The sequence below is a fragment of the Legionella sp. km772 genome, assembly GCF_003989735.1.
Classification (GTDB): domain Bacteria; phylum Pseudomonadota; class Gammaproteobacteria; order Legionellales; family Legionellaceae; genus Legionella.
The window spans coordinates 23,336-39,834 of the sequence record NZ_RZGQ01000002.1; the positions used below are offsets into that span (position 1 = coordinate 23,336).

Sequence of the window (16,499 nt, forward strand, 5' to 3'; positions counted from 1 at the left end):
TTTGAACTCATCTTTAATTGATGGTTATTGTCTATAATTCCATCTCCATTTCTTTTAATCGTGGCAAAGAACTATCATTTGTTTTCTTAATCATCCGATCATTTTCAGTAAGTGATTCCGACTTATTATGTTTTCCATGAGCAACTGTTTTATCCGCGTTTATGGTGCTGTTTATATCGAATAAAACGGATTTATTTACCGTTTTAATTCCAGTACATTGTATTTGGATTGATTCTTTCCCCTGATGGATTAGTACATCATTCCAATCCGTTTTAGTTAAGGTTTTAATGGGTTCAGGCGATACAATTTTTACATCAATACTTTGTCGTTTTAAGGCATCAATAGCTTCCTTAATAATTAAAGATGTTCGTGATTGCTTCCCATCATAATCGGCTGCAATAATCACTTCTTTGCCGTGTATTTGTTGAAGCAATGGAGCCATATTTTTTATATTACTGATCCCAAGCGCTGCAATAACTGTGGCCGTAGGAAAGGCGTAAGCCAAAGAGGCGGCTGTCTCTGGGCCTTCACACAGGTACACACTCGCACCCTTCATGCCTTTTTGTAGCACGGCAGCACTTCCTTCAATGATTCCTTTAGAGAGTTTCGGGTTGTCCATGAACTGATTTTTACCGCAAGTCGTTGCATCAAGATAAATCCTTTGCACCCCTGTCAGTTGATGATTTGCATTATGGGCAGGAACGATAAGTGCAGGAATTTGATTGGTTTTAGAAACCAACTTTCCCTCGTCATCGCAATTAATCCATTTGGCGCCAGGTGGCCAAAAGCGCACATTGAGTTCGTTGCATTGTTCAATGCCTCGATGCTTTTTAAGATAGGTTTCTGCCAACGTCCCTTGAATGGGTACGCTACCCTCCCAAATACTTTTGGCAGAAGCCTTCTTGTTTTCAATCAGTTGTCGCTCATCTGTTTGTATACGCTCATTTATTCTTGGCGTTATAAACGTCACGGCTTCTTTGTTTGGGGTTATCCCTGCTAAATCTGCGGCGACACGAAGAGCGTCTTTAAAGTTCAGCCCTCTTGAAGACATAATTGCATCAATGGGTGTTCCTCCTTGCCCATGGCCAAAATCATACCAAAGACCTTGCTTGCTTCCTTTAAGTGCTACAAGTAATCCTCCGCTATAGCGCATTTCTTTTGAGCTTAATGATTTAGGCTCTCCGAAAATGGTGGTGTAAGTTTCTATTGGGTTAACCATTAACGCTTCATTAATGGTGTGTGCATCAAGAAACGGTGTCTGGTTCTTTATTGTTTTAAGGGTTGGATTATTAGGTTGTTGTACTGTTGACCTAGGTTTAGTTTCTATCTGATAGTGCTCTTTATAATGGGCATCGAATTGACTCACCTGGTTTAGTAATACGTCATGTCCTTTGAGTGCTTCTTGAAATGAAGCATTATTTTGAATACGGTTTAGCTCCTGGGTGAGCTGCGCCCAATTCGTCTTCCATGCTTTAATGCTAAGTGCATTGTTTTGATGCTCAAGCGTTGTGTATTGCTTCATGAGTTTTGAAGCCAGTCCGTTGATTTCCTGAATTTGATGGCGCTTTGTTTCATGGACTTGTGCCTGCTGGTTTATTTTTTCCCTATCAATACGTTCTAAATGTAAATGAATGTCAAGCCAGGGTGAATCCCGTAACGAATATGCCAGAGCATCTCTCAATCCTGTTTGAAGGCTAGCACGTTGCGCGAACTGGATATTGGTTTTGCGTGCAGCGGGTGTGAGTGCGTAATGTGCTTTCCAATGGGTGTTCGCTTCATAATTGGCCTTTTTATAATGAAGTATTTTTTTATACGCTTCTTGCTCCAAGCCTTCCAGCTCGCTAATACGCTCTGAACGCTCCACTACGCGCAAATACTTGGCTAAGAGTCGATTATCCATATTCGCCTCAACCAGATAAGGGTAATGTCCCTGGATGTTCTCTTTAATGAGGTGCGCGCACTGTAAACGCTCTTTAAAATGACTGGTTGATGCCATAAATTGCTGTACTGTTTCACGATAATGGTGTTGCGTACTGTGCTTTTTTAACGCATCGAGATCGAGTTTAAAATAAGAAGCAACCTCCTTTAGGGCTGGTGTTGTAATAAGCTCTGCGGATATTTTGTTTTTAAGTGCGAGCAACTGCTGAGTTTGCAGATCGATTTTGGGATGGTCTTTTTTTTCTGCATCGTTTAAAGAACTCTTCCAGGATGTTCTTAGTTCCACTTGCAGGATTTTAAGCTCTTTCACCAAATCAAAAGCTCTTTTCCCTTCGCCATTTAAACCCTGACGAAAAAGCCTGTCGCTTTGTGCTCTTGCATCGGTATGAATGGCTTTCCATAATGTATCGGGTGATTGCCTGTGCGTTTTTGCCAAGTCCATAATGAATCGATGAGCTAATTTGGATTCTCTTTTTATTTGCTGGGCAAGCAAGGGTTTAAGCTCTGCGTCACTATGAATGTAGTCCTGAACCTTTTGGTGCATTTGATGATGGCTTGCTTGCCTGGATAAACGTTCAAGACGAGCATAGGCTTTCTGGTTTTCTGCTTCAATATGATGCTGGGGAAGACCTAAACGGTTCGCAACACCTATGGAAAAATGAGTAAGCCATTCTTTGTGGCTGTTAAGATCGGTTGCAATCGTATGTGCTAACTTATTGAGTGTCTGGTACTTCTTTTGCAACAGGTTTTGATTCGCACTTTTGTCATTTTTAACCTCAGTAAGTTGACTTAAACGTTGCGTCTCTTTAGCAACTCGCTCAGATAAGAGCACATACTGTTTGACCGTATTAAAATGGGTTCGCGAAGCTTCGGTTAAATGGGCAGAAAGACGCGCTGTTTGAAGCGTTAGTGCATCACGGCGATAGCTTTTGTATCCATGAGACAACCGTGCTTGTGCTAATCGGTAGCAGTCTTTATCCGTTACGATTTTATACGCAAGAAGTGATGATGCTTTTGAGTTGGCGCTTTGTTTCGCTTCATTGTAGGCGACAATAGTTTGTTCCAGTTGCATCCAGTGTTCTTCACGAATTTGTTTTTTCGCAATAACCTGTTGTAAAGAGCGTTCATTAGTATTCTCTTTGCCCATGTGGCTCTTAAGCGTTGCACTGTCAATTGCTTCAATGGATGAACCTTTTTCTGAATCACGGGTAGTAATGGCTTTGACCAAGTGATGTTTATCATCGGTCACCACGATCATTTCTTTCACGGCGCGAGTAACTTCCACATAAAAGTGTTCAATGGTTGCGGCAAATCGATTTAAACTCTCGATTAAGCCAATGCCTCGTTTGCTGTCTTTGCCCTGCGCCCCATAGGTTGTTAGGACATAACCATGATCTACATGTTTTAAAACGGAGTCTGTGTGCTTTAAGACAACTTCTTGATTGTTTTTATTAATAATCAGTACTTCATCTTTAGAAATGGCTTTAATAGTTGCAGTATCTGAGTTGTGGATTTTTTTTGATTCGTCATTACGTTTCCATTGAATGATATCTCCGGTCTGAATCTCAATCCTTCCCTCACGATACACTTCGATTGGGCGCTCTAAATCCTTTTCAGATGGATTGAATTGTGGCAATGCACTTAAAGGAACCGTGATGCTTCTGCCATTATCACGTAATAGACTTAAGGTGTTTGCTTTTTTATTTTTGGATGTAATGTCTTGAACGGTTAAGTAATCACCAGACTTGATGTTGTATCTTGGTAGCGTGATATTAAAACGTACTACCTCGCCCGATGCGTAATAAATGCTGTTCCTAAGCTCTATACTGGTTATGGGGCGTGCGATTAAAATCTTTTGATGATGGGTAACACCAGTTAACACGCCTTCCTCTTTTAAGCGGTTTCGAATAATTTCCGTAATGTCTTTTCTATTTTTATGCGTTGGTGCAAAGCACAGGGTTTCCTTTCGCTCAATGGATGAGAGGTTTAGCCAGGTATTCGCTACTTCTTCAATGCGTTGCTGATAGGACTCATGTTCTTTGACCACCGTTAGTTTTTCAACGGCGTCATAAATTTCACCACGAGAAGCATGAATGGCCGATTCTTTTAGTAATCCTTCTTCCTGGCGAAGATTATCCGTCATCTCAACGGTTGAGATGCCATAATCCTGAATTAGACTAAACCAGCGGCCAGAAGATGGACTGGGCAACTGCGCCCTGTCCCCAATGATTTTTAACTGGCTGTTTGCTTCATCAATCAATTGCATGATTTTATGGCCTTGGGGATTAGACAACATTGAGGCTTCATCCACTACAAAAATGATGCGTGTTAAATCTTCTTTGTTCTTTTTTAAACGAATCAGTTCACGCGCAAAGGTTGCCGCATTAAGACCTCCTTTTAATTGCAGCTCGCTAGCAGCAGAGCTTCCTGCGGTAATCCCTCTTAATTGATACCCTTTCGATTCTGCCAATTCACGGGTCAATTTCAACATGGTGGTTTTTCCAGTACCAGCATAACCCTGGATGGCCATGAACCGATCATGAGAGGTTAAAAAACCATGCACGGCCTTCTTTTGTGACGGTGATAACGAAAAATTCAGCTCGGCTTCTTTCTTTTTGATAAAAGAAGTCACTTGAAATTCAGAAGCGATGGGGTGAATGGCATTTTTTCCTTGCTCCATCCGCGTAAGGGTGTCGCTTTCGAGCTGCAATTGCCAGGGCGTGGTTAACATGGGTTTTTGTGTCACAGGATGCTCTGCACAATAGAGTTTTTGGCTGCGAATTTGGTGCTCAATCGCTTGATTGATATAACGCTCATCAACGACCCAATCCGAGGCAATGAGGTGTTTTAACGCATATTCTTTAATCTTCTGAGGCGAAAACACCGCATGGTGCTGACTGACGGACTCAATAGCAACCGTCACAGCTTCATTGCCCTTAATTGTTTGAAATTTTTCTTTATCAAAAAACTGGTGTACAACGGTCTCTTTGATACGTGCAAAAATGCTTTTAGGCTCCTTAACCTGAGACACAAACTGATTCGCATCAAACCCCAATGATTTACAGGAGCGTAAAATATCGGCTTTCCATGAATCAAAATCAACAATTTCTTTGTCCATTTTTGTTCGCTGTGCAGCCTTGCTTGCAGCTCGTGCGCCTTGAAGTCCATGCTCTTCCATGTACTGCTCTATGTCTTCCCTTCTGGTGGAAAAAAATGCACGTACTTCTTGGGGTACGCCCTTAATCTCCCAAAGACCATCACCCGTTGTTTCCAGGGTATAACCCAGCTCCTTGGTTAAATTGCCCAGCTTATTCCTGAATTTTAAGCCGCCATAAATATGGTTTTTCATGATTTGTTCGACAACGCCCCGTTCAGCGCTCATATCTGAAGCAAGTGATCGCCATTTTCCGTCTTTACATTGGGTCATGTTCATGGCTACCAAATGAACGTGGGATTGAGGCTCATTGGCTCTTGAATTAGGCTGTCGAAAGGCGGCTACTACAAAGTTTTTCGTGTCCACGTACTCAATTTCACCATTGACCATGAGCCTGGCTTGAGCAAACTCCTGCTCCATTTCAGCCACAAACCATTCCACGGCTTTATCCAAAGCCTCAGCGAGTCTTGGATCGGCACCACTTTCTAAAAGGATTGAAAACGATTTGGGTGCAGATACCGTCATATCAAATCCAGGTCGATGATGTATGCCTTCTTTATCGATTCGTCCTAATTGAGTGCCATCAGGAAGCCTGCCTTCGAGCAGTGCCAGCATCTGCTCTTTTTCAACGGGTTGATTATGAAGTGATAGCGCCTTGGTACCCTCTCCAAGCCAACGAATGCTTTTAGAATCATTAGAATAGTAGTTCACCACATTCAGGTAATAATTGGCAGAACCTGACGCACTTTTAAGGGGTTGAATACTGAGCATGGCAATCCTCCTGATGATTTATAAAAACTGTGCTTCCTCATGCATTAATGCTTCGGCTGGTTTCTTACGTTTACGTTGATTGGGCTTTGGATCAGGTTTTTTGTCTTTGGTGGATGCAGGCGTAACCTCACTACCTACGCTTGATTCGTCTTCTGGCAAGTCATCTACCTCATCACTGTGAATACTGTGTTCAATAACAGGCATGTCTCGCGCAACAAACCCTTGTAAATGCACAGGACGTTTTTGATGAATCAGTTCAAGCTTTGTGACGGGATACTGTCCTGGAAGGCGAACAAAACAAGTTAAGTCTTTTAATTCCAGTATTTGCGGATACGAAACAATGGGGCGAGTTACACGCTGAGAACCTAATGAAATCCCATCACGAATGGAGTTGGCACCATAGGAATAGTTCTCACGTGATTCTTCAATTTCTTCTTCTCCAAGCTCACTGGCCACAAGGCGTGCCATATCACTACTCGGACTTCTAAAGAAAAAGCGGGTATTGAGTAAATCAAAGAGTTCCTTAGCCCCTCCTGCTTGGCCATATACTTTAGTAAGCTGCGCGAAACTTTGCATCCCTAATAAAAAACAACCGCCAAACTTTCTAACCTCCGCAATGGTTTCACCTAAAAGAGGTAGTTTGTGCAGGCTGGGTAATTCATCACAAATAAACCAGACACGGCGCTCTGGATTGGGCGTTAGACTGAGCAGGGTTAAAGAGGCTTGTGCTAACCACATGGAAATCAGGGGCTTTAATGACGTATGTTGTTCCCCATTGGATGAGATAAAAAGCCATCCGTCATGGTCTTCATTTAAAATGAATTCACGAATGGAAAAAGAAGGTACTCCCTCTGAATCGAGTCCCGATAAGGTCGCAAGCGATTTTAAGTAGCTGGTAATCACCGAGCGTATAGATATGGCCGTCTTTTCTATTTTTCCTGAAACGAGTGTGGCCGCGGCGGTCCCCTTGAGGTATTGCTCTAAATGTGAAAATTCACCGGTTAATAATAATTTGAGTAATTGCTCAATCGAGCGATTCGGATCATGACGCATTTGACTGGCACAGCTCGCAAAAACGGTACGAGCGGCATTAACCCAAAAGGGATCGTTTTCCCCATGCATAGGAATAAGGCTTTCTGCCATGTTTTCAAAATCAGAATCACGTGGTGCCTCTGCCCACATATCCCAATTGGGGCATCGCGCATCAAAAGGATTTAAAAGGACATCTTTATTGGAATCAAAGTAATGCGGAATGAATGCAGCGCCCTTATCATAAATAATAACCCGATCCCCTCTTTGACGTAGGCTATCCAGGATTTTCATAATCAATTGGCTTTTACCTGTACCTACCGTTCCATGCACTAAAAGGTGCTGCACTTCACTGCCTGTAAGGAGTGGAAATCCGTCAATCCTAATATCCGAGTGAGCCTGTTCCTCGATGATTTGATCTTTCACTTTGTCTAAGTCTTCAAGACGGCTACCACGTATAAACTGGTTAGCGCGTTGCGCTTTTCCTCGTTTAATAAAATAGATGGCTAGAGCAATGCCCAAGAAGAAAGCGATAAAAAAACCAGCTAAAGCGGAACGCCCAAGAAGCGTGACCGTATGATCGGCATTACTTTTAAAATAAGAATAATGAAGTATCGACTCCACGCTTTGCCGGTACTCTTTTCCATGAAAAGGTACAGTAAAGGTATGCTTTTGCCCCACCAGATTTAAAAACAAGGCATAATAATAGGCAATTGCCTGGTGTAGCTGCTCATAGGAAGTCACCCAAAAGGCGATGACTCCTGTGAAGACAAGCCAAAGAAACAAACAGATAAAGGTTAAGGTTTTGGTGATTTGATCCCACATCCGAAGATTATGGAAACTGATTTGTCCCCCACGGGTATAGTGTTTGAAATTAGGCTCATTGCGCATGTACGGATTCTCCTTCAACTTTATTTAGGCAAAGCAGCAGCTAGCCATGCCTGTTCGATGGCAAAAAATAGATCTGTATGGTTTTTAAGTAATTAAATTAAGAATGCATGGTATCCTTGTTCAACCACGTTCCTATGACTTGATACAAGACACTTAAACCTAAACGATTGAACTCCAAACTCATCACAAAAAAGGTCACTAGTGCACTTAGGACAAGCGAAAGCACTTCGCAGATAACAATCACCCCAGGCTCTGAACCGATGGCAAAAAGAATTGATAAAATACTAAACGATGCCCAAAACAACCAACCTGCGCCTTGTAATTTTTTGACCAGATAATCACCTGTTTGCAGCTGATTTTTCAGATGATATTGAATGAGAAAATACGAATTGAGTGAAGGCGTTAAAACGAGCGTGACCACACCCATTATCCCGCTTGTTATCAAAAGAACATCTTTAATCTGTGCTCCATAAAAAGTTGCGCCACGAACAGCTCCCGAATACATTGAATTCATTACCGCATGGGGATTGGTATACGTTAGGTAGACGTATGCCGTGGCTAATAAAAAAACGAATCCGATTTTCCAAAAGGCACAGAAGCTCAAACGCAACAGTCCTCTGTAATAGATTTTTGCAGGTATTATTTCAATTTTAAGATGCTTTAATTGCTTTATATCTTCATTAATCGCTTGTTGTAATGCGTGGGAATCCATGATTAGTTCTCCTTTTGTTGTTCACGTGAGGGTAGCAAGCTTGCTTTCGTCAAACTCTCAGGTAACGCTAAATTTTTCTTCGCATCAACGGCTCCTTCGGCTATAAGACGATTCGTATGGGTTGCTATTGCTTCTTTTTGATAGTGAAGTGAATCCTTCCCTTGTTCACTTTGTATATCAGTTTTATGAATTGCCCCTTTAACCTTCTGTTGAAATTGGGTGGCCTGATGACTATCAAAACCGACATCCAATTTCTTGCCTGCCTCACTCAATTGACTACTCGTTTGATGGAAGGCAGAGGCCAATTGGTGTTCTTTGTTCTCTATATGTTTGTTTTCTTTTTGATAAAACGATTCAACCTGGGCTGATTTTCCCTGGTTTCCAAATTCAGAGATAAGCTCATCGCGTTTATGAGCAATAAAATCCTGACCTAATGCTTGTAATTTATTGAGTGATTGAGTATCGCCTGGATGACTGTACAACTCATCACGAGCTTGTTTTCCGATAGCGCTTTCAACGAAAGCGGGGAATGCCTGATCCAGATTTTTGGAAATTTGTGCCGAATGAGATTCCACATAGCTTTTCGCATTGCTAATCCGCTCTGCACGGTTTAGGCTGGCATCCACATTATGGCTTGCCGTTGCAGCTTCACGTAAATCCGCACCTAATTGATTACTTAAACTGGCCGCTTTCGAATGACTGTCATCAAAATGATGGTTTTGCGCAAAATGGTTCACGTAATTCAGCGCATCGTTAAAATCTTTTGACTCTCGCGCTGAAATCGAGCTATCTGCCCCTGTATTAAATCGATCACTGCTGGTTGATGAACGCTCAAATTTAGCATGCACATCGCCACCAGCATGAAGACCTGTTCCCCATCCGATAATCTTACCAGCAAAACTCTTATCGCTCTTAAATCCTGCCTGAGCACCCAACCCGCCACTGGTTAGATGCGCCAGCGCATCCTCTTTGCTCATACCCGTTCTATTCGATACATCCTCGGCAATATGGCTAATCGTAGATAGGGCTTTAGAGTATTGCCCTGTCTCACTTTCTGATACGCCATCACCCAAACGCATGTCATGTCCTGCCAATTGCGATAATTGCAAAGCACGATGGGCAAAATTAGATAGTGATTTTTGATAATGTGCTGATTCGTTTTTTGCGGCCTGTGTCGAATGTTCATACGCTTGATTCAGTGATGCACTGAGTCCTTCCTGCGCATTAATTGATATGGCACCTCTTGTCATACCAGGACTCACATCAAAGATGGTATCCCCACCACCAGTCAATGTTTTTAAAACACCGCTGCCTAATTGCTCGGTATGCATGCCATGCATGTGAGTCCAATTGGAATCGTGTTTATTGGCTGAAAAATTATTGGCGGTCGTATTGTAAAAACTGGTTTGACCAAGACCAAAGGAGCCACTGGCAGCCTCTCCCGCTACAGACATACTGGAACCTTGCATATGACTCATCATGCTGGTTGCAAGATTACTGAATGCACCACCTAAATTAGAAACCAAACCGTGCGACAGAAAGGGAATAAGCATCATCAAATAACCACAAGCCCCTGAAATATCCGCGTGCAATTCATCAATTTTATCCAGATTAACCATCGTAAATTGGCCGTATTCCGCTGATGATGAAGCCCCATAAATGGTCATTCCAGCATTGAGTATTGCAAAAAGCACCGGCCAAAATTGCAATGACATAAAAAACTGCATATAGCCGTAAAGAATCTTCACTCCACCAGGTAACGTGGTTAGGGCAATAATCAAAGGAAATACACCAAACAATAAAAGGGTTAAGCAGGTATGGGTAATCGGTAATATCCATAAGGCTTTTTGCCCTAATACTTCCCAGCTCCAACGGTGTTGCACTTGGGATTTGGTGAATTGTTGGTTCACAATTCCTGCGGTTGCATCGGTAAACGCCTGGTAATGCGCCACACCATCGCCCATGGCATTAATCATCATGCTTTGTAAAAAAATATTGCTGGAAGAGTCGGTAAGCCCCTGATAATAATCAAAGGCTGATTTAAGATGAGTACTAAATAGCGCTTCATAAGTAGTATGCTTAGGCTTTCCAAACAAATTCACTCCAAAAAAGGTATAGGCTTTTTTAATTTCAGCATCCAGCTTTTTACGCAAACTGTATTGGCCATCGGGTTTTGATGCCTCCTGACAAGTAACCAATTTGCCATTCACAGAAGTCATACGAAGCGGCGATGCACGTCCAGAAATGAGGTTCCAAATATCAGTAGAGTGCGCTAAATCACCGACACTGTATTTTCGGTTTAACCGAATATCGCCTACAACACAGACACGGAAGTACTCATTCATTTCTTCCTTAAGCACCGGATCTTTAATGCGAAATGAGGTGGATGCAGAAACCAAACGTGACCCAAATAGAGCTCCTGTTTTGGTGTATTGCAAATCATCAGGCATGGTAAGTAGTGCATCATAGGATTGTGCTAAACCATAACCAATCGTAGTCACAAGGCTGCTACTTAAGGCAAATACCACCGGTACGTTATCCACAAGTTTCGGCGTTTGCGAAGAAATGTCGTCAATTAATACGGAAGTTTTAGGTAATAACACCACATTCACAAACAGCACATAACCTATAAACCATCGAGCAAAAGCCATCGGATCACGGGTTTTAATAAAACCAATGGTCGCCATGACGACTCCGATTAACGCGGTAATTCGCAAAAGCCCTAAAAAACTATCCTGTTTCATAAAGGCACTAATTGCATTTAATACATGTTGGAATAATTCGCCACCAGCCAAGACATGAATCGTTATCATCACTTGTTCTCCTTAACCCGCAGTGCTGTTCATTTGAGAAGCCACTTGCTTTTCAATTTGCGCCATGCGCTCAATCAAAGTAAGCTTTTCTTGCAGTTTTCGACCTACCTTGGGATCAATAGATGCCACGCGCGTAGTTGCCTCATTAATTCGCTTTTGAATTTCTTTGACGAGATCAGTATTTAATTCAGATCCCGCCGTAGCCACATTCACCTCGGTCAATAATTCAGTGAGGTAATTGGTTAGCAAGTCCTGGGCGATAAGCATCGAATACTCTTCAATATCTACCGCACTACTGCCGTAGTGCATGCTGTTTAATACGGATAAAAACTTCATAACAGGAAGTGAGGTCATGCTTAAAAAATTAAGCTCGCGATCAGCTGGTTTTTCGTCATTAATTAACTTGGTATTAATGGTGCGAATGATCTCACGAACCTTGTAGGTGAGCGTTGATCCTTCTGGAATGGTAATATCCTGCAAACTTACCTGCATGCACTGGCTGTTGCTTCCTGCGTCTTTACAGCGCCATATTTTTGCAGTTCTCGAACCACTTCCAGTACCAATGAGCGCATTCACTAAATCGGCATTTCCTGCAAGCGAGGGTACGTTAGTCACTTTGCCCTCTTTATCAATAATTAGCGTTCCGGTAAGACTCATTACCATCTCAGCCAACTCTCTGTCACTATTTAAAAACGATTTGGCTTGCAACAATGACCATACAAGATTTTTATTTAAAACCACCTGCTTTTTACGTTCAGGATCTTGAGATGCCTTGTTCATCACATTATCAAATCCAGTACCAGAACAAGCCATGCGCGCTTTGACGTAATCACTGACCAATCCATCTTTACCCATGGCAGCCTGGTCTTTACAAATTTTTTGCTGGCTTTCTGCGGTTTTTGGCCAAATGCCACCAACCATGTTTTGTGAGAGCTGACAGGAGTTAATGCTTGCTTGATTGGCCATTTGTTCTAGTTGCTGTAAATAATCCCTAACCTGTTTGAGTTCAGGAACCGTAGAGGCGAGCATCACATCCACTGCATAAGCACCGGCATTGGTCATCACTGATTTTCCTAAATCAACGAGCTTTTGCTCGCTCAAAAAACTCATACTCCCCATGAATAAATCGATTCCACCACATCCGGCACGATAACTAGGCAAATCCAATTGCACCAACTGATATTGGCGTACCTGATTTCGGGCATAGAGTGAACCACCACCAAAAAATCCTGCGGCCTGGGATTCAAAGGCAGCAGGTGAGGTCACATTGGACGCATAGCCCATCCCATTAAAGAAACTATCGAGATCTTGACTCACATTAGCGTGAGCTGTAGGTAAAAACCCCAGTAAACAAAGAGTAAGCGCGATTTTTTTCATGACAGCGTCCCCTTGAGTTCATACGCATTAATTTTCGGTATGAGTGCATTCATACGATCATTTAGCTCTGCTTCTGTCATGGAGCCAAAACCAACTGGATATAAGGCTTTTGTTTTAGGGTTAACCACATAAAGTGCCGGATAATTAATGGCATTCCCTCCAAATGCAGCATTAATCCATTCTGTAGTTGCCGGTAGAAATTTGGGAAATTCAGGTAAGGGTTGATTATCCAACGATAGAGGCAGTAGTTCTGCATTGGTTCGAGTCACCCATTGCTTTAAAATCGGCGCAAACTGCTTGCAGTGTGGGCATTGACTGCCATAAAACAGAATCAATCCATGGGTACTAAAAAATCCTTTACGTTGTGTATTTGTATTGAGTGGCTTTTCACGTTGATGTGTTACTACTCCCTCCTGCTTCGCAATCATATGAGTTAGCCATTGCGACCCGGAGGCCTTAGCTTCCAAGACAATAAAAGCGAACAATACACTCAAAAATAAACGCACCCTCATCATGCCTCTCCTTTAAATTGGCTGTATACTTGTTTCATACGTTCCATCAAGACATCCTGGGTGGTTAAGCCATAAGCCACAGGTAGAACACGCTGATTCGCGGGATTCGCCAAAAGCAGCGCAGGAAAATAACGAACCCCCAATCGATTAGCTTGCCCTTGATCCATTCGAGAATTAAGCAACTCGGGCACAGTTGCACCATCCACACTAACGGGCATCAGTTGAATGTGAAATCGCTTGCAAAAATCAACAATAATAGGAATTTGTTTTAAATCATAAGGACTCTTTCCTCGATAGAAAAACAACAGACCATGAGATTGTGATAAGCGGTTTATAACCTCTACGGCTTGTGATTCACGTACCTCATCAGTGATTTTGGCACCCAGATTAGAGGTTGGATGAGTTACTGTATAGTCATATTCAGGATGCGCCAACATCGTTTGTTGAAATAACGATTTAAACTTTGATGATTCTTGAAGCCAGTAATCCTGGAGGCTTAAAAATACGCGCATATCCTCTACTTTTTTGGTGTGCCGTGCTTTATGAAGCGCTTCCATAGTGTAAAAGCGCAAAACCGCATCGCGCTCGGTATAGCTTAAGCTCTTAAAAGAAGTCCCAGACGGTGCCTTTTTTTCAACTTTTTTTGTTTCTTTTTCTTTGGTATACCAAAGAAATCCAACGGGCTTATCGGCAAACACAACCCCATTAAGAAACAAAAGTGCCATCAAAATAATTCTAATCATGAGCACGCTCCTTTTGCTTTAATCGTTCAATATGAGATTGGTTATTGCGATTAATCGAACCGTTATTGGGTAAAGCCATACGCGCAATCAACTCTTGTTGAATCGGAGATAAATCAAGCGCTGAAAAGTTGATGCGCTCTAATTCTTCTGGGGTAATGCCGCGACAATTGGGTACATTTTCCTTACCCCCTGCCCATCCAAAATTAATTCCTAATTGGCGCAAGCGCCCTTGAATCTGAATGATTGAAGATAACTTGGTTGGAAAGACACACCATGACTCTTTTTCTTCAACACATTTCAAAATTTTCCTGGCACAATAAGTTCCAACATATGCCGCTCGCCCCTCTTCTTTTGCCTGTGCAAGACGTTTCTCATCTTGGCTGCAATGGGTCATCTGATGACTACCACGACAACAATTACGTGCATTAGCAATGACTTTGCGGCATGTGGAGTTTTTTCCTGTAAAAATTGAGGGGCTTCCACTGCGAACCTGATTAGCCGACACATCTGCCGCAACACCGGCTAACGCGCCAAGACGTGATAATCCTTCTGCCATATCATCACTGGATTCGTTTTTTGAAGCGTCGCATTGCCCATCTGCACACCCTATTTTTCCTGGGCACACGGTTTTTTCTGGCATACAAAACTGATTATTACAGGAAAAGGTTTGAGAATAACGTGCGCACCGATTGGCCTTAGCCTCTATACAGCTAGAACCCGTTTGCGAGCATCCTTGGTTGATTAAAGGAGTGCAGGTACTTGAATTAACGGTTGCGCATTGATAGTTATATCCCCTTCCCCAGCACGGCCTTTTTATCGAAATTCCACCAATCATCTTAGCTTTATTAGGTTCCAGGCAGGTTTGATTGGCGTCCAAAATGCACTGACTGTTAGAGTGTCCCGTTTTAATACGCTCGCATTCACTGATGTTCCATTGTTCTTCGCTTACATGTTCGGTTACAGTGACTTGCAACGGTGCAAAATATCCCCAGCCTGAAAATTGAACCGTCACAGTAGGATCGGCACACGTAGGTTGTTTGGTGACTCGCATCGGCTGATTCGCACGCGCTACACTCACTACAATCTGTTCACAATGAGGCGCTAAAAGAACAGTGTTGGCAAGCGTGCAACGCCAATCGCGTGCTGGACATGCTGTCACATCAAAGGTGGCCGTTGATTGAAACCAATCGGGGGTCACCGTTCTGGAAAAACTTTGTGTGATGGATTGAATCTTTACATTTAATGTGTCTTTGCAGGAAGTTATGCTGTAGTTAACGGACTCATCACATGTTTTAATGACGGATTGATTACTACAAACGCCAGGTTCCTTATAGCATGCGCCGTCTAAAACACCATCAGGATTATCAAGAAGTCGTTCCGCATACTGCATTTCGGCGCTTTTAGGGTTCGATTTCACTCGGATACGACTACCTGCCTGGCTATAAACATCGCTAGCCGCTCCATTATTTTTTAACGCATTCAACCCCGCAGCACCTAACGCATTACTCCCTTCGGAGGGTTGAAGCGCTGATTCTTGGGGATTTGCCGTATACCCTTTTAATACGGTTGAAGGGTTAAATCCTTTTAATGCCCTTAAAGCTTCATCACGTGCGTGCAGTGCATCAGTCTGATTTTGCGCTCTAGCACAAACCGTACATAGGAAAACTAATAGGATGAGTCCAAATTTACTCACGATTCCATTCTCCTAATCTCTTTATGGGTAAAATCGACTTCACCACGACCTGCCATACGAGCTAAACCTTCTTGAATCGTCAAGTGACCATAAGTCACATCAAAGGCTTTTCCATCATCGACTACAAGTGCTGGGACTTGATGGATACCAAAACGCTCAAACTTGGTTGGATCAATGTTTAAATTTAAATTAGGAATACGCTTGCTTAATTCCATTACTTTAAGTGCCGTCTCATTCATTGAATCACGATAAAGCCCATTGATATACGCAGGAATTTGTAATTGAGCGCTTTCTTTTAATGTTTCAATTAATAATTGCTTGGGCATTGAGAAGCTCACATACACTGAAACTGTGTGCGCAAAACTCGTGATAGACAAAAGCAACTGCATCAATAAACAAAAGATTAGGCGCATAGTGTGTGTTCCTCATAATCAAGTCCTAGGCATCGATTCCAAGCCAACAGAACACTAATGAACGCAATGCCTAAATAAAATCGACTATCCAATAACACACCATTGACATATTTTCCGTAACTTAAAATCAAGAATGGAAAAAGAAACAAAAAACAGTTCACAATGAAATAACGAACCACACCCAATAAATCACGATAACATCGCCATTCCCAGTAATACCTAAACGCATACAAAGTTCGAATAAGTGAAGAAAAAAGCAACAAAAGCCCTGAAAACCAGCACATACATAGAAAAAGTAGAACGGCTTTATTATTCGCATAAAACGTCATGTCACTTGATGTAATCAATGAGCTAATACTGCATGCCTGTATGCCTATTAATGTGAAATAACATCCAAATAACACGGTTAATACGGAGTTCCTTAATACCTTGTACGTCAATTTAATGTTCATA

Annotated in this window: 10 protein-coding genes; all 10 read right to left on the minus strand. The window is 42.3% G+C overall.

What is annotated here, in order from left to right:
- Positions 1-31: 31 nt before the first annotated feature.
- Complete coding sequence (gene traI, locus ELY15_RS00665; RefSeq protein ID WP_127097726.1) at positions 32-5,863, minus strand: conjugative transfer relaxase/helicase TraI; 5,832 nt, start codon at positions 5,861-5,863, stop codon at positions 32-34.
- An 18-nt stretch (positions 5,864-5,881) separates the two neighbouring features.
- Positions 5,882-7,783 (minus strand): type IV conjugative transfer system coupling protein TraD, encoded by a 1,902-nt coding sequence (gene traD / locus ELY15_RS00670; protein WP_233586466.1) that lies wholly within the window; start codon positions 7,781-7,783, stop codon positions 5,882-5,884.
- Between the two features lie 97 nt (positions 7,784-7,880).
- Positions 7,881-8,495: a hypothetical protein gene (locus ELY15_RS00675; protein ID WP_127097727.1), complete on the minus strand. Its 615-nt coding sequence runs from the start codon at positions 8,493-8,495 to the stop codon at positions 7,881-7,883.
- Between the two features lie 2 nt (positions 8,496-8,497).
- Positions 8,498-11,308 (minus strand): conjugal transfer mating-pair stabilization protein TraG, encoded by a 2,811-nt coding sequence (traG, locus tag ELY15_RS00680; RefSeq protein WP_127097761.1) that lies wholly within the window; start codon positions 11,306-11,308, stop codon positions 8,498-8,500.
- A 12-nt stretch (positions 11,309-11,320) separates the two neighbouring features.
- Complete coding sequence (locus ELY15_RS00685) at positions 11,321-12,685, minus strand: conjugal transfer protein TraH (RefSeq protein ID WP_127097728.1); 1,365 nt, start codon at positions 12,683-12,685, stop codon at positions 11,321-11,323.
- Positions 12,682-13,200, minus strand: a complete 519-nt coding sequence (trbB, locus tag ELY15_RS00690; protein WP_233586467.1) for a type-F conjugative transfer system pilin assembly thiol-disulfide isomerase TrbB — start codon at positions 13,198-13,200, stop codon at positions 12,682-12,684. Before trbB ends, ELY15_RS00685 begins: the two co-directional genes overlap by 4 nt.
- Positions 13,197-13,940: a type-F conjugative transfer system pilin assembly protein TraF gene (gene traF / locus ELY15_RS00695; protein ID WP_127097729.1), complete on the minus strand. Its 744-nt coding sequence runs from the start codon at positions 13,938-13,940 to the stop codon at positions 13,197-13,199. The genes trbB and traF overlap by 4 nt, the downstream gene beginning before the upstream one ends.
- Complete coding sequence (gene traN, locus ELY15_RS00700) at positions 13,933-15,633, minus strand: type-F conjugative transfer system mating-pair stabilization protein TraN (RefSeq protein WP_127097730.1); 1,701 nt, start codon at positions 15,631-15,633, stop codon at positions 13,933-13,935. The genes traF and traN overlap by 8 nt, the downstream gene beginning before the upstream one ends.
- Positions 15,630-16,046, minus strand: coding sequence for a type-F conjugative transfer system pilin assembly protein TrbC (trbC, locus tag ELY15_RS00705; RefSeq protein WP_127097731.1), 417 nt, complete (start codon positions 16,044-16,046; stop codon positions 15,630-15,632). Before trbC ends, traN begins: the two co-directional genes overlap by 4 nt.
- Positions 16,037-16,498: a hypothetical protein gene (locus ELY15_RS00710; protein ID WP_127097732.1), complete on the minus strand. Its 462-nt coding sequence runs from the start codon at positions 16,496-16,498 to the stop codon at positions 16,037-16,039. The genes trbC and ELY15_RS00710 overlap by 10 nt, the downstream gene beginning before the upstream one ends.
- Between the last annotated feature and the right edge of the window lies 1 nt (position 16,499).